This is a genomic window from uncultured Lutibacter sp. (genome assembly GCF_947495725.1).
Taxonomy (GTDB): Bacteria; Bacteroidota; Bacteroidia; order Flavobacteriales; family Flavobacteriaceae; genus Lutibacter.
This window is the reverse complement of the sequence record NZ_CANLZZ010000001.1, coordinates 795,810-818,353: the sequence shown is the minus strand read 5'-3', so window position 1 is coordinate 818,353 and position 22,544 is coordinate 795,810. Positions and strand designations below refer to the sequence as shown.

14 protein-coding genes are annotated in these 22,544 nt (G+C 31.4%); 4 read left to right on the top strand and 10 right to left on the bottom strand.

Features of this window, described 5'->3' with window-relative positions:
- The first annotated feature begins 37 nt into the window (after positions 1-37).
- Positions 38-1,900, top strand: coding sequence for an ABC-F family ATP-binding cassette domain-containing protein (locus Q0776_RS03330; RefSeq protein ID WP_298365015.1), 1,863 nt, complete (start codon positions 38-40; stop codon positions 1,898-1,900).
- Positions 1,901-1,997: 97 nt separating this feature from the next.
- Here the strand turns inward: Q0776_RS03330 and Q0776_RS03325 are convergent, their stop codons facing one another.
- The 3 genes from Q0776_RS03325 to Q0776_RS03315 form a co-directional block, all read right to left on the bottom strand.
- Positions 1,998-2,714, bottom strand: a complete 717-nt coding sequence (locus tag Q0776_RS03325; protein ID WP_298365014.1) for a 3'-5' exonuclease — start codon at positions 2,712-2,714, stop codon at positions 1,998-2,000.
- An 83-nt stretch (positions 2,715-2,797) separates the two neighbouring features.
- Complete coding sequence (locus Q0776_RS03320) at positions 2,798-3,547, bottom strand: T9SS type A sorting domain-containing protein (protein WP_298365013.1); 750 nt, start codon at positions 3,545-3,547, stop codon at positions 2,798-2,800.
- Between the two features lie 184 nt (positions 3,548-3,731).
- The gene (locus tag Q0776_RS03315) at positions 3,732-4,535 is read right to left on the bottom strand and encodes a lamin tail domain-containing protein (RefSeq protein ID WP_298365012.1); all 804 of its coding nucleotides are present in this window, start codon (positions 4,533-4,535) and stop codon (positions 3,732-3,734) included.
- Between the two features lie 215 nt (positions 4,536-4,750).
- Between Q0776_RS03315 and Q0776_RS03310 the strand changes: the two genes are divergently transcribed.
- Both Q0776_RS03310 and Q0776_RS03305 read left to right on the top strand, forming a co-directional pair.
- Positions 4,751-5,458 (top strand): response regulator transcription factor, encoded by a 708-nt coding sequence (locus Q0776_RS03310; RefSeq protein ID WP_298365011.1) that lies wholly within the window; start codon positions 4,751-4,753, stop codon positions 5,456-5,458.
- A complete protein-coding gene (locus tag Q0776_RS03305; RefSeq protein WP_298365010.1) occupies positions 5,448-6,497 on the top strand; it encodes an ATP-binding protein in 1,050 nt (349 codons plus the stop codon). Before Q0776_RS03310 ends, Q0776_RS03305 begins: the two co-directional genes overlap by 11 nt.
- On the opposite strand, the gene Q0776_RS03300 is transcribed toward Q0776_RS03305, so the two are convergent.
- The 5 genes from Q0776_RS03300 to rnpA all read right to left on the bottom strand — a co-directional run bounded on the left by Q0776_RS03300 (position 6,465) and on the right by rnpA (position 12,592).
- Complete coding sequence (locus Q0776_RS03300) at positions 6,465-7,478, bottom strand: glycosyltransferase (RefSeq protein ID WP_298365008.1); 1,014 nt, start codon at positions 7,476-7,478, stop codon at positions 6,465-6,467. The two genes, Q0776_RS03305 and Q0776_RS03300, sit on opposite strands and share 33 nt — an antisense overlap.
- 33 nt (positions 7,479-7,511) lie before the next feature.
- Positions 7,512-8,783: a phosphoribosylamine--glycine ligase gene (purD, locus tag Q0776_RS03295; RefSeq protein WP_298365006.1), complete on the bottom strand. Its 1,272-nt coding sequence runs from the start codon at positions 8,781-8,783 to the stop codon at positions 7,512-7,514.
- A 34-nt stretch (positions 8,784-8,817) separates the two neighbouring features.
- Positions 8,818-10,506, bottom strand: coding sequence for a hypothetical protein (locus Q0776_RS03290; protein WP_298365003.1), 1,689 nt, complete (start codon positions 10,504-10,506; stop codon positions 8,818-8,820).
- A gap of 75 nt (positions 10,507-10,581) precedes the next feature.
- Positions 10,582-12,222, bottom strand: a complete 1,641-nt coding sequence (locus Q0776_RS03285) for a S41 family peptidase (protein ID WP_298365001.1) — start codon at positions 12,220-12,222, stop codon at positions 10,582-10,584.
- Positions 12,209-12,592, bottom strand: coding sequence for a ribonuclease P protein component (rnpA, locus tag Q0776_RS03280; protein WP_298364999.1), 384 nt, complete (start codon positions 12,590-12,592; stop codon positions 12,209-12,211). Before rnpA ends, Q0776_RS03285 begins: the two co-directional genes overlap by 14 nt.
- A gap of 68 nt (positions 12,593-12,660) precedes the next feature.
- Here rnpA and Q0776_RS03275 point away from each other — a divergent pair, with 68 nt between their 5' ends.
- On the top strand, positions 12,661-13,839 hold the full coding sequence (locus Q0776_RS03275; RefSeq protein ID WP_298364997.1) for an acyl-CoA dehydrogenase family protein: 1,179 nt from the start codon (positions 12,661-12,663) through the stop codon (positions 13,837-13,839).
- A 73-nt stretch (positions 13,840-13,912) separates the two neighbouring features.
- On the opposite strand, the gene Q0776_RS03270 is transcribed toward Q0776_RS03275, so the two are convergent.
- Positions 13,913-16,543 (bottom strand): M14 family zinc carboxypeptidase, encoded by a 2,631-nt coding sequence (locus Q0776_RS03270; protein WP_298364994.1) that lies wholly within the window; start codon positions 16,541-16,543, stop codon positions 13,913-13,915.
- A 24-nt stretch (positions 16,544-16,567) separates the two neighbouring features.
- Positions 16,568-22,327 carry a LamG-like jellyroll fold domain-containing protein gene (locus Q0776_RS03265; RefSeq protein WP_298364992.1) on the bottom strand — a complete coding sequence of 1,920 codons (5,760 nt, stop codon included), beginning with the start codon at positions 22,325-22,327 and terminating at the stop codon, positions 16,568-16,570.
- Positions 22,328-22,544: the final 217 nt, after the last annotated feature.

Below are 22,544 nucleotides of genomic sequence, written 5' to 3'. Positions count from 1 at the left end.
TTTATTTTATGTAGTTTTGCGGTAAAATATAACTTTAATGAATTATTTATCAGTTGAGAACATATCAAAAGCTTTTGGTGAATTAGAGCTTTTTAGCAATATTTCCTTTGGAATAAATCAATATCAAAAAATTGCCTTTATAGCCAAAAATGGTACTGGTAAAACATCAATGTTGAATATTATTGCGGGACTTGATAGTTCGGATACTGGTCAAATTGTGAGTCGAAAAGGTTTAAAAATTGAATATTTATCGCAAGAAGATAACTTAAATGATGCGTTAACAGTAGAGCAAACTATTTTTGATTCGGACAACGAAACCTTAAAAGTAATTGAAGAATATGAACATGCATTAAAAAATCCTGAAGATGAAAAAGCATATCAAAAAGCATTTGAAAAAATGGAGCGTTTAAATGCTTGGGATTTTGAAACGCAATACAAACAAATTCTTTTTAAGCTTAAATTAGACGATTTATCTCAAAGCGTGGGCGATTTATCTGGCGGACAGCGTAAACGTTTATCATTGGCCTTAATTTTAATTCACAAGCCCGATTTGTTAATTCTTGATGAGCCAACAAACCATTTAGATTTAGAAATGATAGAATGGCTTGAGAGTTATTTTGAAAAAGAAAAAATTACCTTGTTTATGGTAACCCACGACCGCTTTTTCTTAGAGCGTGTTTGTAACGAAATAGTAGAATTAGATAACGGCGGATTTTACACCTACAAAGGAAATTATTCTAACTACTTACAAAAAAAACAAGAACGTATTGAAATTGAAAAAGTTACAATAGCAAAGGCTAAAAATTTATTTAAAAAAGAATTAGATTGGATGCGCAGGCAACCAAAAGCCAGAACAACTAAAAGCAAAAGTAGAATAGATGATTTTTATGAAATTAAAGAGCTTGCTTCTCAGCGAAGAAACGACCATAAAGTGCAGCTTGAGATTGATATGGAACGCTTGGGAACGAAAATTTTGGAACTTCATAATATATCAAAATCATTTGGCGATTTAAAAATCTTAGAAAAATTTAATTATAATTTTTTAAGGGGTGAACGCATTGGAATTATTGGTAAAAATGGAACTGGAAAATCAAGTTTTTTAAAAATTATTACTCAAAATATTCCTATTGATTCTGGTAAAGTTGTTGTTGGAGAAACCATAAAATTTGGTTATTACACACAGGATGGAATTGAAATAAAACCCGGCCAAAAAGTTATTGAAGTTATTAAAGAATTTGGTGAATATATTCCATTAACTAAAGGTCGAAAAATTTCAGCAGGACAGTTATTAGAGCGTTTTTTATTCAGTAGAAAACGTCAATATGATTTTGTTGAGAAATTAAGTGGTGGAGAACGTAAACGTTTATTTTTATGTACGGTTTTAATCCAAAATCCTAACTTTTTAATTTTAGATGAACCCACAAACGATTTAGATATTATTACATTAAATGTACTCGAAAACTTTTTACTAGATTTTCCTGGATGTTTGCTAGTAGTTTCTCACGACAGGTATTTTATGGATAAAATTGTGGATCATCTATTTGTATTTAGAGGCGATGGTGTTGTTGAAGATTTTCCGGGCAATTATTCAGATTTTAGAGCCTATGAAGATTCTAAACCAAAGGAAGAAACTACCACTTTAAAAAAGGCTGAAACCAAGGTAATAGAAACCCCTACAAAGGCAAAACTTTCTTATAAAGAAAAAAAAGAATTTGATGGTATTGAAGATGAAATTGAAAAATTAAATACCGAAAAAAGCAGTATTGAAACAAAATTTTTAGATGGCTCACTTTCTGGTGAAGAAATTAATGAACTATCTATTAAACTTCAAGAAATTTCTAATTTAATTGACGCAAAAGAAGAACGTTGGTTTGAACTTTCCTCTAAGCTGGAGGAGTAAATATTGAGAACTATTGTAATTCTTAATCTATGTGAAAAATCTCAAAAATAATAGATTCTATATTACGCTCTCGCTATATTCAGAATAACAAAATTTTTTAAACATGTACAATATTTAATTCTTCAATTAAAGGCTCGTTATTAAATCTTAATAATAATTGAGCAATGGCAACGGTATCTTTCTCGCAATAGGTTACAATTCGTTCAATATTATTTTCTTTGTAATAAACATCTCCTACTTCACTTCCAGAAATATCGTCTTTTGGAGATGGAATTCCAAGTATTGAAGTAAGCAGCTTTAATGATGTATAATGTTTATAATCTCCAAATTTCCATAATTCCATAGTATCCAAATGAGGAATTTCCCAAGGTTTTTTACCAAATAAATTCAATTTTTCTGGTAATGAAATCTGATGAACAATCATCCGTCTAGCTATATATGGAAAATCAAATTCCTTACCATTGTGCGCACATAATACATGATGTGGTCGATTAAAATGATTATCTAATAACTCTTTAAAATCATTCAATATTTTAACCTCTTCTCCATATAAAGAAGTGACTCTAAATTTTCGTTCATTAGAATTAAAGTTTATAAAATAACCAACCGAAATACAGACTATTTTTCCAAATTCGGCCCAAATTCCAGCTCGGTCATAAAATGCTTCAGCAGAAATTTCATCTTTTCGTTGGTATTGCGTTTTTTGGCTATATAATTCTTGTTTTTCTTTAGACAAATTATCAAAAGACGCTTCTTCAGGAACAGTTTCAATATCTAAAAACAGTATATTTTCGAAATTAATTTTAACATTCATTAGCTTTTTTTAGGATAAATATAATAAAAAAAGCATTCTCGTTTTGGAGAATGCTTTTTAAATATATTTTAATGTATGACTGTTTAATTAATTAACAACTTTTTAATGGAAACCTTTTCATCTTCTTCAACTTGAACCAAATACATTCCAACACTTAAATTTTTCACATTTACCAATTCATTTGCTCCAACCGTTTTTTCGTAAACAACACTTCCTAAAATAGAATAAATTATTACGTGTTTTTCAAATGAATTTTTTGTTGAAATTGAAAATAAACCTTCTCTTACCGGATTTGGATATACGTTAAATCCATCAATCTGATTTTTGGTTACAGAAGCTGTTCTATTACTATTCAATGTTCCAGGTGTTTTATTTAAAGAAACCCAAGCATCACCTACTTTTTGTAATGATTTACCTTCAGAACCACTATTATCAGTTATTGTACCTATATTTATAGATTCTTTTTTATAATTAGCAGCAGGACCATCTTTTGCTGCAAAAGAACCATTATAACTTAAAAACTCTTGCACATCACCATCATCACTAATTAAAGCAACTCCCGCTCCTTTTGGATGACCATCAGAAATATTAGAGTACTCAATCCATAATGCTCCATCACTTAAATTTTGCGATAAATCTATGGTATGGTAAACTTTTCTATTTGTTCCTTTGTAAAAAACTAGGCTCCAACCAGATAAATCCATTGTACCATCTACTGATAATTCTATACCTTTATCAGAACCAGTATAATTAATTTCAGATATAAAAACATTCTGTCCAAAACTTAAAACCGTAATGGACAACATAACTATTAGTGTAAAAATCTTTTGCATTTGTGGGGAAATTCAAAATTCGAGTGCGAAAATGAATAATTCCCTATTAACAAACAAGTTATGTGAAAAAAACTTTGCAAACGGTACGTTTATGCTAATAAACGGATATGGTTTTCCCTTACTTAAGTAAGTTTTTGTAACTTAATTGTAATGGATTTTAATACTTTTAGGGCAAAAATTTCACCTAATTTACAACCAATTTACGTGTAGCAATTTTTCCTTCTTCTATAATTTTAACAAAATAAAGTCCATTATTTAAATTAGAGATATCCACAACTTGTTCCGTTTTTACTATTGTACTATAAACACGTTGTCCGGTTTGGGCATAAATCTCTACTTGTTTTTGTTCTCTGCTATCCGAAGAGAAAAACAAACTACCCTTAGAAACCGGATTTGGATACATAACAAAGTTTTCTATTTCGTTTTTAACTACTGAGAGCGTAGAACCATCATTTTTGTCTCCAGGTGAGAATAATACTCCTCCGTTTCCTGGAATTGTACTATGCTTAACAAAACTACCCGTGAAATCAGGGCTACGGCCAATTGATTGGTCATCACCTACTTCAGTACCAAAAGCTATAGATGAAATTGTTGTATCTGAAGCATCTTTTAAAGTTACAGCGTCACCTCCATTATTTAAACCCAAAGTTCCAGTACTTGCTATTTGAAATAAACCGTTAATCCCTGTTGGTGTACCTCCTCCAAAAACTGTAATAAAACTATTAGCAGGTAGTATTGTTCCCGAAGGAAAAACATGTTTTAAACCAACCAAATCAGAGAGAGTATAATTCTCCAAATCAATACTCGTAATGCCTGAGTTATAAATTTCAATAAATTCGTCTTCACTAGCATTTCTTATACCATCACCATTTGCATCACCAGAAAGATCACCGGCCGGATCAGCAAAAATCTCATTAATAATAATTGTTTGCCCAAAAGAAACAATTGTCATAAATACCATTAAAAATAAAAAATATAATTTTTTCATCGCTCAATTTTTTCTATCAAAATTATAAAAAAATCTAAAAAAATCCATTTTTTGCAATTAAATTAATGTTTTGATAAATTTTTCCCTTAAAATTAACCCTATGTAAGGTTTATGTTACTATAATGTTATAATTTAAACAACTTGTAAAAGGCTGTTTCAAAAATGTAAATAATGCTTACTTTTGAACGTTTTAAGTTTTAAAAACTGTTATTATTATGAAAAATGCAGATGTAAAAATTCTTTTAGTTGATGATGAACCAGATATTTTAGAAATTGTTAGCTATAATTTAAAAAATGAAGGTTATAAAGTTTTTACCGCAAAAAATGGTCTTCAAGCTGTAGAATCTGCAAAAAAACACAGTCCGCATTTAATTATTTTAGATATAATGATGCCTCATATGGATGGTATTGAAGCTTGTGAAAAAATAAGAGCTACAGCAGGCTTAGAAAATGTACTTATTACATTTTTTACCGCACGTGGGGAAGATTATTCTCAAATGGCTGGTTTTGATGTTGGAGCAGATGATTACATTACAAAACCTATTAAACCAAAGGTACTTGTTAGTAAAATAAAAGGGTTATTACGACGTATAAAAGATGTAAAATCAAGCTCTTCTTCTGATTCTGAAGGAGTTGTGCAGGTTGGAGAAATTATTATTGATAGAGAAGAGTACGTAATAATTAAAGATGGTAATAAACTATCTTTACCTCGTAAAGAATTTGAATTATTTTCGTTGTTAGCTTCAAAACCCGATAAAGTTTTTAAACGTGATGCTATTTTAGATAAAGTTTGGGGAAATGAAGTTGTTGTTGGTGGCAGAACTATAGATGTTCATATCCGTAAATTAAGAGAAAAAATTGGTGATCAATACTTTAAGACGGTAAAAGGTGTTGGGTATAAATTTGTAATTGATGAAGATTAAAAAAACATATTCCTTTGCTTTTTGGACTTCAATTGCAATTACTTTATTTACACATTTAACATTATCAGTTTTTTCATACTTCTATTTAAATGAAGCAATTAACATCAAATTTATTTTTTTAACTGGGGTTGTTCTATTTGCTTTTAGTTTTTTTCTAATTCAATATTATTTAGAAAAATTTATTTACAAACAAATAAAGAAAATTTACGATAGCGTTTCAATTTTAGATAATTCTGACTTTAATAAAACCGATATTTCACCTGATATTGATAATCTTTCAAGAGAAGTGCAGAAATTTGCAAGAGTAAAACAACAGCAAATTTCAAATCTAAATATGAGAGAAACCTATAGACGAGAGTTTTTAGGAAATGTTTCTCACGAATTAAAAACACCTTTATTTACAGTACAAGGATATTTGCTTACATTATTAGATGGTGCAATTGACGATAAAAATATTGGAAAAAAATACTTAAAAAGAGCCGAAAAAGGGGTTGAACGATTAATTTCTATTGTAAAGGACCTAGATTTAATTTCTAAATTAGAAGCTACCGATTTAAAACTAAATAAACAGCCTTTTAATATTTTAGAATTAATTCAGGATGTTTTTGATCTTTTAGAAATGAAAGCTAAAAGAAGAGGTATTTCACTTTATTTTAATAAGCATTATACATATCCAATTATGGTAATTGGTGATGTTGAAAAAATTGAACAAGTACTTACCAACTTAATTGTAAATTCTATTAAATACGGTAAAAAAGATGGTACAACCGTTGTTAGCATAGAAAAAAAGAATAATGATAAAATGCTTATTAAGGTAGTTGATAATGGTGAAGGAATTGATAAAAAATACCATTCCAGACTTTTTGAACGTTTTTATAGAGTAGACCAAAGCAGGTCTAGAGATCAAGGAGGATCGGGATTAGGATTATCAATAGTGAAACATATTATTGAAGCACACGATGAGAAAATTTATGTAAAAAGTGAGCTTGGTAAAGGTTCTGAATTTTCATTTACCATTGAAAAGGCTGAACATTTCTAAAATTTTATTTGAACTAATCTTTTCAAATCCATTAAAATTGTCCACTTCTTTTAGCTTATCCAGGCTAAACTCATTTTGTGAAGAAAATGGAGCAATTTTATTACGGCTCATTAATTTTGCCAAATATTCTTGTTCAAACTGACCAGGAGTTGGAATAAAATATGCTTTTTTTTGTAAAACTGCCAAATCCATTATAGTAGAATAGCCCGAACGTGATATCACAATTTCACTTTCAACAATTGCTTTTTCAAGATCCTTAGTTAACAAGTAATTTTCGACTTTAATATTATTTGAAACCTCAACTTTATCTTCCTTAGATAATACTCCTCGTACAAAAAGTACGGTTCCTTTGTAATTTTTAAACGTTTTTAACAGTTTTTTTTCTAAAAGAGTTCTCTGTGGCTCGGAGCCCGATAATAATACCAGTATATCCCGTTTAATTTCTCTTTTAGAAAATTTAAATCTACTAAGTAAACCTATATATTTTAATTTTAACTTCGCATTTTTTATATGCCCTAACTCACCTGAAATATTGCAACCAAAATCAAAATCTGGAATCCAGCATTCATCAAATTTTTCTATAATTTTTTGATGAAAATAACTGGTTAAAAATGTAGTATTACCCGACATTACATTTAGCTGGTGTGTTACATAAACCGATGGTATTTTAGAACTGTATACTCCAAATCTATTATCCGAAATAACACCTTCTACCTGTTCTTTTTCAATAAGTTGCGCAATTAATTTACGCTCACTTTTTACAGCCGAAATTATAGTAGGAATTTGAAAAAACAACTTTATTTTTAGGTACTTCCCTTTTTTTGAATACCTAATATTATAAGAAGGTAATTCAAAGCTTTTTAAGTTTGGAAATTCTTTTTGAAGTAGTAATAAAGCGTTTCCATCACTAGCAATAATAGGCTCAAAATTAGCCTTAATTAATTCATTAATAATTGGGACACAACGTGTAGCGTGTCCCAATCCCCAATTTAATGGCGCAACAAGAATTTTTTTTTAGAGATCAAAACCAATATCTGTTCTAAAATTCATTCCGTTAAAACATATTTTTTCAATGCTTTTGTACGATGTTTTTAAAGCATCTTTAAAGTCACTTCCATAAGAAGTGATAGCAATTACTCTACCTCCATTAGTTACCAGTTTTCCATCTTCTATTTTAGTTCCTGCGTGAAAAGGAATTGATTTTTCAACACTATCAACACCTAGAATTTCTTTTCCTTTTTCATAAGCTTCAGGGTAACCTCCAGAAACTAACATAACAGTACAAGCACTATCTTTTTTTAATTCAATAGTTTTGGTATGTAATTCTTTATTTCCTGCAGCAATTAAAAGCTCTAAAAAATCACTTTCAATTCTTGGAATTACAACTTCTGTTTCGGGATCACCCATACGACAGTTGTATTCAATAACTTTAATTTCTCCTTTATCATAAATCAATCCAATAAATACAAATCCAACATATGGAATGTTGTCTTTTTGAAACCCATTAATAGTTGGCTTTATAACCTGAGTTTCTATTTTTTCCATTAGTTCGTCAGTTAAAAAAGGAACTGGCGAAACAGCACCCATTCCCCCTGTATTTAAACCTTTATCTCCTTCTCCTATTCTCTTATAATCTTTTGCGCTTGGTAATGTAACGTAGCTCTTTCCGTCGGTTAAAACAAAACAACTTAGCTCAATACCCGTCAAAAATTCTTCTATTACAACTTTATTACTTGCTTCACCAAATTTTTTGTTGGCTAACATTTCGGTAAGTTCTTCTTTTGCTTCTTGTAAATCTTCTAAAATTACAACTCCTTTCCCAGCCGCTAAACCATCGGCTTTTAAAACATATGGAGGTGAAACTGTTTCTAAAAATTTTAAACCTGCTTCTAAATTCTCTTCAGAAAAACTTTCATATGCTGCTGTAGGAATATTATGGCGAAACATAAATTCTTTCGCAAACTCCTTACTTCCTTCTAATTGGGCTGCATATTTTTGAGGTCCAATTACAGGAATTTCTTTTAATTCATTATCATTTAAAAAGAAATCATGAACACCTTTTACCAAAGGATCTTCGGGGCCTACAATTACCAATTTAATGTCATTTTCTAAAACAGCTTTTTTTACTGCTTCAAAATCGGTTTGATTGATATCTAAATTTGTTCCTACTTCCTTTGTTCCTGCGTTTCCAGGTGCAATAAATAGTTTATCTAATAATTTACTTTGTGCAATTTTCCAAGCCATTGCATGTTCTCTTCCTCCTGATCCTAGTATTAATACATTCATTTTGTAAACTTATTTTTATCTATTTATGTTTTAATTAAAAAATTTGTTCTAATATTTTTTGAGTAATTAAATAGGTTGGCAAAACACCAGTTGTACCCAACCCTCCAGAGGCCAATGTGCTTCCTGTTTCTAAAGGATTATCCGATGCGTAATATGCATACCTAACTTCTACTTTTCTTGAAATATTTCCTCTAATTTTTGAAGCAGCCTGAATTGCCTTTTGATAATGCGCTCCTTCCATTTCCAAACCAGTTACTTTCCAGGTTGAATTATAAAAGAATTTTAAAATATCTTTATTTTGAAGAGATGTTCCTAAAACAGTAACCATTGAACCTGAATAAACATTAAGTCCACACCCTTCAAACATTTTTTTCTTAAGTTCGTTTTTAAAAGGATAATTATCTGCAGTTCCTTCAAAAATATGAGAAGATGGAATCATAATATCGCCCTTTCCTCCTTCTAAAATTCCAGCTTTTCCCATTATGGAAACAGATTCAACATTTAAATGATGCTTCTTTTTTTCTGAATCTACGTAAGGTTTTAATAACTCATCCATAGTTTCATAAGCCTGTTCACCAAAAGCGTAGTCCATAACAACTAATACTGGCTTTTCTTCATCATTTATACTATTATTTAAAGTATATTTTGTTTTGGTGAGATCTATTTTTTCTGTGTCAATTATTTGAACATTAATATTGGTTCCCGATGTATCTTTAACATAAATTAATCCATTTTCGGCGGCAAATTCTTTTACCTGAGCTCGTAAATCTTCATTTTCATCTTTGCTTAAGAGTTCAAATAAAGAAATGGTATTATTTTCGTCATATTGTCTAGGTAAAACTACTGGAGCGTAAATTGAGTTCATAACACTGTGCATATTTGCACTTATTATATGAATTGGACGATTTAATAAGTCATTTTCTTTTAAAATCTCTTTAATATTTGTTGCCCAAATTTCTCCGTAAATATGATGTCCAATGCGCTCTCTAAGTACAGGACTAAAACTTATTTCTCTTTTTAAATTATGAACTTTTTCATTAATAGCTAATAACCCTAACCAATAAATAATTTGGAAAAATCTATCGGAATTGCTTTTTTCGGATAAAATTTCGTGCACATGCAGCGTTTCTTCAAAAGTTCTACCTAAAATACTAGCAACATGTGCCAACATAATGTCTCTTTCGTCTCTAGAGATTTTTTTGTTATGTAATACAACTTCCTCCAATTTTTTCCATTCTCTAATAGTATCGGTTTCATCATCAATTAAAACCTTTGATGCTATTTTATGAGATTCAACAAATAAAAATGTTAAATGGGTTAAAATATCATAAATTTCAGATCTTCCTCTAGTAACCTCAATATTCATTTGATCCTTATCTATTCTATAGCAATTTCTTCTTCTTTTTGGTGGAACTATAGTTTTAAAATGCGATTTAGAATAACCTTCATCTGATGTTAAATTAACAAACCTACATTCTTCAATTCCCATTGGAAGACGTTCAATTACGTAAATTAGTCCGTTTAGTTCAACTTTTTCTTCTGCAATTGAACCATAAATTTCGGGTCTTAAAAGTAATAAGGAATCGCGCAAAGCATCACCCGAGATCCCCATTGGTTTGTAAAAACCTCTACTAAATAAGTGGCGCATTGTAATGTACAGTCGCTCTATTGCATTGGACGATTCTTGAGCTCTGGTTCTTTCATGATTTTTTGATAGTCCCATAAAATTTTTTGAGTTACAAATATACAATTATTGGATAAGTTATTTAAAACGAATTTTAGATATCTACTTCTTTTACTATTCCAATAATTTTGTATACTCTTTGTTGTTATTTAAAATTGAAGTCGCTTTTATAATAGTTTTATCAAAAACCGTTTTTTGTATAAAAACTCCTTCAGTATAATAATATCGTTTTACAATTTCTTCAGTTAATTTTTCTAAAATTTCCTCTTTATTTTTAGTTAGTTCATTTATTTTTTCGAGTTGAACAGCTTTTAGTAAATCGGCATATTTTTTTTCTACATTTTTATCCAAGCCTTCAGAACTTGCTTGCTTCAAAGCTTGCTCAAATTTTGCTTCGGTAACCGTTTGAAAATCTTTATGATTATTACTTAAATAATTTAACAAATCGGAAAATTCGGTATCCGATAACCTAAATTTTGAAGGTTCTGCAATTGATGGATTTTTATAAAAATAGCTAGTAATATAATTAAAAAAAGCATCAGAATTTAACAATATTTTTGTGGTTTTTGTAGATTCCGGCTTTTTAATATCAACATCAGGTAAAATTCCTCCTCCTCCATAAACAACTCTTCCTTTTTCAGTTTTATATGTTTCAATACCATAATCTGAAAATTTAGGAATATTACCCTTATCATCTCTATTTGTATAGTCTAATTCTTGAATACATCTTCCACTTGGTGTATAGTATTTTGATATCGTAAGTTTCATTTGAGTTCCATATGAAAGTGGTTTGTAACGCTGTACCAATCCTTTTCCAAATGAACGTTCTCCAATTACCAGTGCTCTATCGTAGTCTTGTAACGAACCTGCCAATATTTCTGACGCAGAGGCCGATCTATTATTAATTAAAATAGTTAAAGGAATTTCTAAATCTAAGGGTTCATTTCTAGTTTTATAGGTTGCGCTCTCTTTCTTAGTTTTTGCTTTAGTAGTTACAACAATTTTATCTTTTGGAATGAAAAAATTTGAAATAGCAACGGCTTCATTTAAAAGCCCTCCAGGATTACCTCGAACATCTATTATTAGTTTTGTCATTCCCTCTTTTTTCAAATCTAATATGGCCGCTTTAACTTCTGTTGCCGCTTTTTCATTAAATTTAATGAATGATATATACCCAACTTCATTATCAATCATTGTAAAATACGGAACGGCGTCAACATCAATTTTTTTTCGTTTAAGCTCAACGTTTAACTGTTTATTTTGGCGTTCAATAGAAAGTTTTAAAATGGTATTGGGCAAACCATTAACTAAACCAGATATATCACTTTTTTCATACTCTTTTACAGCTACATTTCCTATTTTTAAAATTTTATCGCCAGCCTTTAATCCTGCTTTTTCTGCAGGAGAATTTTTTAATATTTCACGAATAGTTAAGGTCTTGTTTTTAAAACGTGTTGCTATTCCAATTCCCCCATATTCACCTGTTGATCGTATACGCGCATCTTCAACACCTTGTTCATCATAAAACCGTGTATAAGGATCTAAATTAGATAACATATGGTTTATGGATTTCTCGGTTAATTTTCCCGGATTAACCTCATCTATATAATACATGTTTAATTCTTTAAACATAGTAGTATAAATATCAATTTGCTTGGCTATTTCAAAAAAATCGGATTGAAAACCTGCGGAAATTGCTATAAAAGCAGCCACAAATATTCCCAATAACCATTTTTTTATTTTAGATTTTATCATCCTTTAATTTTTCTTGTAATTTATTACTGAGTTTCTTTAAACTTAACTCTAAATCTGTATATTTTATTTCTTCTTTTGCCATATAAATAAACATAAAAACAAACTTAGTTTCTATTTTTTCGTAAAACAAATGTTTATTGTTTCTGTAAACCTCTCTCATTAACCTTTTAATTCTATTGCGATTAACAGCTAATTTTACATTTCTTTTTGGTACTGAAAACCCTACTTTTAAAGGGAGATTTCCATGGTGTTCTATTGGTAAATAAATTAATCTAAATGGAAAAGATTTTACATGTTTTCCTTCAGCAAACAATTGCTCAATTAATTTTTTACTCTTTAATTTTTCGTCTTTTCCTAAGGTACAACTCATTAACGCAAATGTAATGAATTAATGATTTTAATTGTTAAATTTGTGTATAAACCAAATTATATAAACTCATGTCACAAGATTTATTTCAAGCTCCGGATTATTATCAATTGGATGAATTATTTACTGAAGAACAAAAATTAGTAAGAAATTCAGCTCGAGAATGGGTAAAAAAAGCAGTTTCTCCAATAATTGAAGAAGCTGCCCAACAGGCCAAGTTTCCTACTTCAATAGTTTCAGGTTTAGCAGAAATTGGAGCTTTTGGGCCTTACATTCCAGAAGAGTATGGTGGTGCTGGTTTAGATCAAATGAGTTATGGTTTAATAATGCAAGAAATTGAACGTGGAGATTCTGGTGTTCGTTCTACTGCTTCGGTACAATCATCATTAGTAATGTATCCTATTTATAAATATGGAAGTGAAGCCCAAAAACAAAAATATTTACCAAAATTAGCTACCGGTGAATTGCTAGGTTGTTTCGGATTAACTGAGCCAAACCACGGATCTAATCCGGGTGGAATGGAAACTAACATAAAAGATATGGGTACCTATTTTTTGTTAAACGGAGCTAAAATGTGGATTTCAAATGCTCCTTTTGCTGATATTGGTGTTGTTTGGGCAAAAAACGAAGAAGGACGAATTAAAGGCTTAATTGTTGAACGTGGAATGGAAGGTTTTTCAACTCCAGAAACGCATAATAAATGGAGTTTAAGAGCTTCAGCAACTGGAGAATTAATTTTTGACAATGTTAAAATTCCGAAAGAAAATATTTTACCTAATAAAGATGGTTTAGGTGCTCCATTAGGCTGTTTAGATTCAGCAAGATATGGCATTGCCTGGGGAGCAATTGGAGCAGCTATGGATTGTTATGATACCGCATTGCGTTACGCCAAAGAACGTATTCAATTTGACAAACCAATTGCCGCTTATCAATTACAACAAAAGAAATTAGCCGAAATGATTACCGAAATAACAAAAGCGCAATTATTAACTTGGCGCTTGGGAACGCTTAAAAACGACGATAAAGCAACTTCTGCTCAAATATCTATGGCGAAACGAAATAACGTTGATATGGCTTTAAAAATAGCTAGAGAGGCCAGACAAGTGTTAGGTGCTATGGGAATTACTGGAGAATATTCCATTATGCGACATATGATGAATTTAGAAAGTGTTGTTACTTATGAAGGAACCCATGATATTCATTTGCTAATTACCGGTTTTGATATAACTGGATATGCCGCATTTAAGTAAAATTAAGTATAAAAAAGAAACATCCTAACTTATCTAAGTTAGGATGTTTCTTTTTTAATTTTTTCTAATACAATTATTCTATTATAAGTTTTTTTGTAGCACTACCTAATTCAGTAGAAACGGTAACAAAATAAACTCCAGTTCTAAATTTACTTGTATCTATGGTATGTACTTCGCTACCTCTATTTGTTTTATTTGTGGCCAATAATTTTTGACCTAATAAATTATAAACATCAATATTAAAATCTTGTATTTCATTAGGAAGTGTTAACCTAACCTCTCCAATATTTGATGGGTTTGGATATAAATTAAATGTACTAAGTATTTCATCTTGGATACCTAGTGTTGAGTCTATTATGTTTAATGTGTAGTCTTCTACTTCGCCATCAAATGTACTAGTATTACAGCCATCAGGATCAGGATCCTGACTATACCTCGCCGCAATTCTCATTCTAACAGATCCAGTATGCCCAGAAGGAATTAAAATATTAGGTGTAATACTTGTTTGTATATCAGATCCATTTGTAGCTTGTCCTAAATCATATATCTCTTGAATTGCAGTTACGTCTACAAAAGAACCATCTCCATTAAAATCTATATATGCAAAAGCATGAATTGTATAATTTCCATCAGTATTTACTCTAACAGTTAAAGTATGTGACTCACCTAAGTCTACTTCGGTAGTATTAGAAAAATGTTCGTAGCCAACATCTTTAGTGGGACCATCACTATTTGTTAACGTATTAAAATTAACATAAGTAACACCTGTTTCCCATTGAGTATCCCCAGCATAATCACAATAATTTGCTGCCAAGGTTGTAAAATTTGTTAAAGTGCTATATGTTGATGTATTTGAATTACAGGTTACATTAACCTGAAACTCATAAGTTGTAGATACACTTAGACCTGAAATATCAAGTGAATTAACTCCAGATGTAGCGGTTGTCCAAATTGAAGTTCCTTGTTCTCTATATCTAACACTATAATTACTTGCCCCGTTAATATTATCCCAATTAAGTGTGGCAGTTGTTGTAGTAATTGCAGTTGTTGGTGCATTACTTGGTGAAGAATCTGTAACTTTTTGCAATAAAATATCTCCCAAATCTACTGTTTCATAATTGGAAATTGTTCTATTTAATGTAATAGGAATATAACAATCTGCATTTGCTTCAATTAAAATATCATAGTTTCCTGCTTCAATTGGTCTATAAAAATCACCAAGTCCAGACTCTGTTCCGTTAAATAACACTTCTGTTTCAACCCAAGAATTGGTAATAGGTGTCGCTTTATCATCTCTACCAACAATATATATCTTTGCATCAATAGGGGTTCCTGTAGTAGCATCTTTTACAATACCTCTAAAACCATACATGCCTTGTATTAGGAATTTAATATAGGCTTCTTGATTGTAATTCCAAATATCAATTACCTCATTATTACTAGAAGTATTTGTTGATGGAGGTGTTTTAACATCCGAAATTTCAACCGTAATTTCTCTGCACTGATGGTAAAAATTCATATAATCTTGACGACCACCATATACACGATACCATTCTGCACCATGAGTTACTCCTGGGCTTGGATAAATATAACTATCTTCATCAGTGGTCATATAGCCACTAGGGCTATCACTTTGAGCTTGTGATGCGTATTCTACAGAAACATATTCGTACCAATCGGTATCTGGATGCGTGTAATAAGGACCTGAACCTGATGGATCTTCACTATGGTAACGAGTTGCACTTGCATAAGCATTATCAAAAGGATAATTCACTAATTCTATACCGCCATGTAAGTTTGCAGAAAGCACAAAATGATAATCGGAAGCAAACTGCATAAAAGCGAGTGTTTCTGTTTGATATGCCTCCCCATCGGGATGAGCACCTCCTATATTATCTGGATAATTTCTATTTAAATCTACATTATTGGCGTTTTCTCTTCTTGAATCTGCAACAGAAGTATTAGTAGAATCCATCCAGTATGTAGCGTCTGGGTTTGCCATTGGATTAATCCAAACCTCACTATTATCTATTAAGTTTTTTACCCTTGTATGATCTGAATGTCCTGTATTTTTATAAGCAGTAATAAAATAATCAATTAAATTTAACATTGCTGGAAAACCAGCTACCTCATCTCCGTGCATTGATGAAGTATACATTACTCTAGGTTCAGCCTCTCTAGTAGCAACATTATCAGATAATTTAATAAATAATAATCGCTTATCTCCTTGTACAGTACCACCTATATCAATTAATTCAGCAATATCTGAATGATCAGCTGCAAAAGCAGCCATTTGATCTGCATATTGCTGATAGGTTGGGTATGTAGATAAGGGAAAAGATAGTGGATATGCCGCATTTTTCCCTGAAAATCCTTTTTTATGAATTTTAGGGTCGAACATTACAACATCTTTAGGTTCATTGGCTTTAACATTTACTTCAAAAGGTAAATTAAATGTTAAAAATTTTTCAAAATTCTTTTTGTTAGCAACAGCACTAACCTTTAAAGGGTTGTTTCTATCACGACCACGATCAAAAGAAATTATTCTGTTTAGTTCTTCAATTTCTTTAAAATTATTTGCCGTAAAAGAAAATACTAGTTCACCTCTTTCTTTTAAATATTTATATGCTAATTCTTTATTACTTTGTGCATTTAAAGTGAATACACTAACTACTAATACTACTAGTAGAATTTTAAATTTCATTTCCCGCCGGATTTAAACTTATTTTTATTCGATAATTATTTTTTTATTAATAATTCCATCAGAAGTTGTTATCTGAATAAAGTAAACTCCAGTTGAAGTATTAATTGGTAAAAATATTAACCTATCATGTAAATTTGTATTCCAAATTTTAATTACTTGTCCTAAACCATTAAACAAACAAACACTTTCTATTTTTGTGTCTACAATTCTATTAATGTGTAACTCTGAAAATGCATTATCCATATATACTGTTATGCCTTCTAGCAGACTTATCTCATCTAATTGAAGTAATCTTGGTTGAAATACTAATAAAAATCTATTTGAATACTCGCCAGCCTCTAAATCAAATTCAACAGGAGAAGAAGACATATCATAAGTTTCACTAGTAACATCATCTTTAATATATAATTTTGTACCCTCTTCAACGTTTTCCAAAGCATCTATTTCAATGGATATTTTTCCTGATTCATTTAGAATTATACCCATTGGAAATTCTGAGTCTGAAGAATACTGATTTGTACCTTGAATCACGTATTTCTCATTGTCAATTTCCCAATACATATCATTATTATTCAATCCATAGATCAAACCATCAAAACCATAATCAACACCATCTGACGCTCTTTCATCAATTCCTAACAACAATTGTCTATGACCACCATTTGGAGCGTTAAAACCGATTCTAAACTTAGTTCTAGTATCAGAATTAGTTGAAGACATGGTTTTTGAATTACTTAATTTAGCATTAAGCTCATTTCCGCTTGATTTCATAAAAACTGAATTGGTACCACCATCTTCTTTTTGAAATACTCTTTGGCTGTTATTAAAAATAACTGATTGATCTCCTGTCCCCTTTCCATCTACATAAAATGCTTGTCCCACACCAATGAAGCGTCCTGGTGTTTTAGACCCTGATGCTGATGGATTATTAGAATGAATAGATAAATTTGATGCAGCTGCAACACCTCCCATATAAGTATAAGTTGCATGACCTGCTTCATATGCTTTTAAATTATGTGAGTTTCCTCCAAAATGATCCCAAAAATAAATGGCCCCCTTAATAGATGTTGAATTATCTGCTATAAATTTATCTGCATCTATTGCCGAAGGATATGGATTTCCAACCAAATAATCATTGTCATCTTTTACAGTTACAGTAATATCACCATTGTTTGGTTTACCCTGAAAAACAAAATTTTGATCCGTTGTACTTCCAGTTCCTTTCATTAAAAACCCTTCCCCTAATTTTATCGCTCCCTGGCTACCAACTCTAGTCCAGGCAGCATCCATACTTGAGAAAGATTTTGCTGATCTTATATACAACCAATAATTAGCAATTTCAAGGGGTGGACCAACACTTCCATTATAGCCACCCACAAAAGTTATTTCTTGTGGATTATTTGGTGTTGAACCATCTCTTAAAACTCCTGCAATATTATATGTTCCGTCAACGGGCATACTATATGTTGATCCATTATACCATTGCTGAACTGGGGAAGACCAATCATTATACCTATATATATTTCCTGTTCCTTGTTGATCTCTTTCTAATACTCCGTTTGAACCAACAACTAAATCACTATTAGTAGATTGAACAAGTTGAGATTCTCCCTCTAAATCAATTTTACCATCTAGTCCTAAATAATGCGTAACAGTAATACCATTACCTGTACCAGTACTTTTAGAATCTGAAGCTAAAGTTGTTGTTCCGTCGGCTGTTAACTCTTTAGAATCGTCAACTATTAAGCCTAAAACACTTCTATTTCCTTTATTAGCACTAGGTAATGCTATGTTGTTCATCGAAACATTTGAACTTATTTGAACTATGTTCCAATCTACTGTAATATTATTATTTACAATAGAAGATGCTCCTGGTATAGTTTGCACATTACCATTTGTCCAGGTAGACTTTGTATCCCAATTTGTATTCGCAGTTGAAACATAAGGTAAAGGTGCGGTTTGTCTGTCAACTGTTCTCAAATTTCTTAATGCTCCTTGATTTCCGTTACCTGACATATCATTTGTATTGGTATAAGTATAAACGGACATTGGATAATAACCAGCTAACTCAGACCAAGGAACTGTGCAAACCTCATTTTTAGTAACTCCTTGAGGTAATACTTTACCAGCAACAAAAGTAGAATTTTCTTTAATTTCTTGATTCATTACATAATGCAACTGATCCATTGATAGTGCTGTATCCCAAACTCTTACTTCGTCTATATTACCAGCAAAAAAGTTTGTTGGAGTATTTTTTCCTGCAGCGGCAATGTAAAATGATTGCGTTGTTGCCACTGGAGTTGGCAATCCCGATGCTGATGTATCTGCAACACCATCTATATAAAGTGTTGCGTTTCCTTCACTATAAATTACCGCAACTTGATGCCACTCATTTTCTGGAATTACTACTGATGAAGCTAATGTTTCAGTACCTCCATTTAAAACAAATTCAAATCGTCCAGAACCATTAATTTTAAAATCATAACCCTCTGTATAAGTTGCATTTCTTTTGGAAACTATAGAAGCATTCACTGTGCCTGGGTCTCTTTTTATCCAAGCTGAAATTGTAAATTCTGAAGTATTCAAGTCTAAAGCATCTTCCATATCTACATAATCTACAGCTCCATCAAAATAAATAGAACGTTCTACTATCGTTTCCGGGGCATATCCAAATGTGATATATTTTGTTCCGTCAAAATCGTATTCGGCATATAGATTTCCACTAATTTCATCCATCACTCTATAATCAGCTGTTGGATCAAAAACACCTGTATCAGAAATAAACATTAAATAACTTCCTGGAGGAGTTATATTTCTAACTGCACTTTTTGGAATTGAAACTTTTGCTTTTGAAACATCCCCACCAATTTCAACAACTTTCCAAACACGCTGCATTCCTGTAAAAAATACATCTGTTGATAATGCAGGTGTAATACCAGCACTCATATTAACTTCTATAGTTGTTGCTGCAAGATTTAGGTCTGCACCGTTATTTCCCCATACTAAAAATTCTTTATCATTAAATGTATTCGCTGAATTGGTTGTTATGTTTTGGTTATTGGTTGCATAAATATCTGTTAAACCAATGGTTAAAATCCCTTGAATAGGTCCTGTACCATCTGAAGCAATATTTACACTTTTAGACTGTTTCTGATTTAATTCCGATTTATCATCTCTACCAATACCTGCAATATCATAATTATATCCTGTATTTGCAGATTGATCCCAAATTACTGTTCCGTCTGAATTTACATAATCTTGACTTATACCATTAACACCTAATGTTATTCCGTATTTAATGGCCAAATAAGATTGTATTTTGTTACGTTCTTGGGTTAAATTTGTATCATCTTTTCTAGCTGAATATGTGATTATTTCGGCTATTCTAGCATTTGCCGTGGCTTCCCAACCCTCACTACGTCCAATCCAATATCTTGAGTTATTGACATTAATAAAAGAAGGAATGTCGTTTTGTTTATACTCAATATCATTAGCATTATAAAATAATTCTTGTTGAGTGGCTCCAATATTGTTTCTGGCATTAACGATACCGACATTATCATAAGAAGTACTAGGACCATCTTGAACAGCATAACCATCTCCCAAGATGTTTTTATTATACGTGTCGATAGCAAAAGTTATAGTTTCATCTTCAATTCTTCCTGTATAATTACCAAATCCTATTCCTGTTGCATCTGGAGCCTCTTCAGCAGCATTAGCATCTCCGCAGAATATATCCATAAATCCAAACGAATTATTAATTGGAGTATCATCAGGAATAACAACAACAAATAAATCTTGTGTAAACATTCCTGAACTTCCTTCTAAAAATTGAGTACTTATATCATCATAAGAATAATCATCATCTAAAGAAAATGAAGAATAATTGTTATCAAATTCTACAACTGGATTAAAGTTTATATTTCTTGAAGCATTATCGTAGTAAGTAGGTTCTTGTCCTGTAGTGTTAACAGTTGCATCTGAACCACGACCTTGGTCTGCCCATAACGAAACATTATCACCACTTGTATAACCTAATCCATCATTTGCTTTTAACCATAAAGCTAAATCTGCTGTTACTCCTCCAGGAGCTTCTGTTAACGGTATTAATCCCGTACCTTGTAAAGTAAACGTATATGGATTTTCACCTCCTGATGTATCATTATTAATTATTGATATTATAGCTGTTCTAGTACCATTAGCACTTGGATTAAAATCTACTGTAAATGAAGAACTTCCAGATGCTGCTATAGAACTTGATGGTGGAGAAGAGACAGTGAAGTCTCCTGGATTTGCACCTGAAAATGAAATAGCTCCAATTGTTAAAGTTTGGTTTCCCGTATTTTGAATTGTAAATACATGAGATATTGGACTTCCAGTTCCTGTACTTCCATAAAGTGTATTATCAGTTGTGGTAGGTGAATTATCTCCATTATTTATTGTAGTTCCTAAACCAACCACATTTATTTCGGGACCAGAAATTGTTATTATATTTATTGTATAATCTTCAACTTCACCATCAAAACCTGTTTCACATGAGGTTGGATTTCCATCCCATTTTGTAGTTACACGCATTCTTGTATTTCCTAATACTGCAAAATTAGGAACAGTAATAGATAATGGTGATAGGGAAGGATTACTATTTGTTACATTTCGTACATCTCCTAAGTCATAACTTTCTTGAGCATCGTTAAAATCACCGTCTTGATTCCAATCTATCCAAGCCCAGATATGGTATCTATAATTTCCACCGGTATTCACATTTACCGATAAATTATAGGCTGAATTCTGAATTACATCTGTTGAAATAGCCGTAAAATCTGAATAATCGTTATCCTCAGTATTTGTTGAATTGGTAATTGTATTGAAGCCAACATACCTAATAACATCTGTATATCCATCTGAGCCATTTCCACTTGAGTTACAATAACTAATTACTGTAACAGTAACAGCAGTTCTTGTTGCACTAGGGCAAGAACCATCATCAGATTCGGCATAATATGTTGTTGTTGTACTAGGAGAAACTGAAAAGTTTGCTCCACTAGCTGAGGAGCCAATACTTGAACCACCCGAAGAAGAAGTATACCAATTTATTGTATTACCAGCCGAGGTAGCGTTTAAATTAGTGCTACTCCCTTCTAAAATAGTACTTGGTGAAGCGGTTACCGCAGTTGGTGTAACAATTACGGGAGTACAAGCTGGAGTACCTTGTATTAAAATACTATCGAAAGCAACACCTACATCTGTTTCTGAATAGTCAGAGTAAAAAAGAACACGTAATCTAACTTGAGAGTTTCCCTCAAAACTAATGTCTTCGGCACTTAAATTTAAGTCTTTAGTTACCCAACCACCACTATCTCCACTCCAGCCATCTTCACCATTGTTAAAGGCATCTACATCAGTATTATTATACCAGTTTGTATCTGTTACTTGTCCTAAATCACTCCAAGTACTCCCATCATTTAATGAGTATTCAATTTTCAATCCATCGTAATTATTTTCAGTAGTATACCATACACTTAATTGAAGTGTTATATCTGTATAACCAGATATATCAATTGCAGGGCTTGTTGCAATTATTTGTGTATTGTTGTTATATTCGCCTGAATACATTTTAGAATAGAAGTAATTTCCTGTCGCTCCAGCGCTATGCGCAGCATTTGACCCCTGAACCCAAGCTCCTGTTCCTGAGCCATTAGATGCAACAGTCCATCCACCAGTTCCTGATTCAAAATCATACGAGGCAATTGTTACTTGCGAATAAGAAAATATAGGCCACGTCAATATGAATAAAAATATTAAAATTTTTATTCTAGGGTTAAATAGTTTTGCTTCCAAAACAGCTAAAATTTTGTAAATCTATAACAAATGTACGCAACTAATAGATGTCAACAAGATGAAAAAAATGATTAACAACTTTTGGTTGAATAATTGCAATAAATGGTGCGAAAAACCAAACATACTACTTGTTTTTCAGTTTTTTAAACCTTCCTGTATTATA

Bases quoted from the DNA above. Each gene is read 5' to 3' on its own strand.
- Q0776_RS03270 (WP_298364994.1), bottom strand. From the start codon at position 16,543: ATGAAATTTAAAATTCTACTAGTAGTATTAGTAGTTAGTGTATTCACT.
- purD (WP_298365006.1), bottom strand. From the start codon at position 8,783: ATGAATGTATTAATACTAGGATCAGGAGGAAGAGAACATGCAATGGCT.
- Q0776_RS03285 (WP_298365001.1), bottom strand. From the start codon at position 12,222: ATGATAAAATCTAAAATAAAAAAATGGTTATTGGGAATATTTGTGGCT.
- Q0776_RS03330 (WP_298365015.1), top strand. From the start codon at position 38: ATGAATTATTTATCAGTTGAGAACATATCAAAAGCTTTTGGTGAATTA.
- Q0776_RS03325 (WP_298365014.1), bottom strand. From the start codon at position 2,714: ATGAATGTTAAAATTAATTTCGAAAATATACTGTTTTTAGATATTGAA.
- Q0776_RS03315 (WP_298365012.1), bottom strand. From the start codon at position 4,535: ATGAAAAAATTATATTTTTTATTTTTAATGGTATTTATGACAATTGTT.
- Q0776_RS03305 (WP_298365010.1), top strand. From the start codon at position 5,448: ATGAAGATTAAAAAAACATATTCCTTTGCTTTTTGGACTTCAATTGCA.
- Q0776_RS03275 (WP_298364997.1), top strand. From the start codon at position 12,661: ATGTCACAAGATTTATTTCAAGCTCCGGATTATTATCAATTGGATGAA.
- rnpA (WP_298364999.1), bottom strand. From the start codon at position 12,592: ATGAGTTGTACCTTAGGAAAAGACGAAAAATTAAAGAGTAAAAAATTA.
- Q0776_RS03310 (WP_298365011.1), top strand. From the start codon at position 4,751: ATGAAAAATGCAGATGTAAAAATTCTTTTAGTTGATGATGAACCAGAT.
- Q0776_RS03290 (WP_298365003.1), bottom strand. From the start codon at position 10,506: ATGGGACTATCAAAAAATCATGAAAGAACCAGAGCTCAAGAATCGTCC.
- Q0776_RS03320 (WP_298365013.1), bottom strand. From the start codon at position 3,547: ATGCAAAAGATTTTTACACTAATAGTTATGTTGTCCATTACGGTTTTA.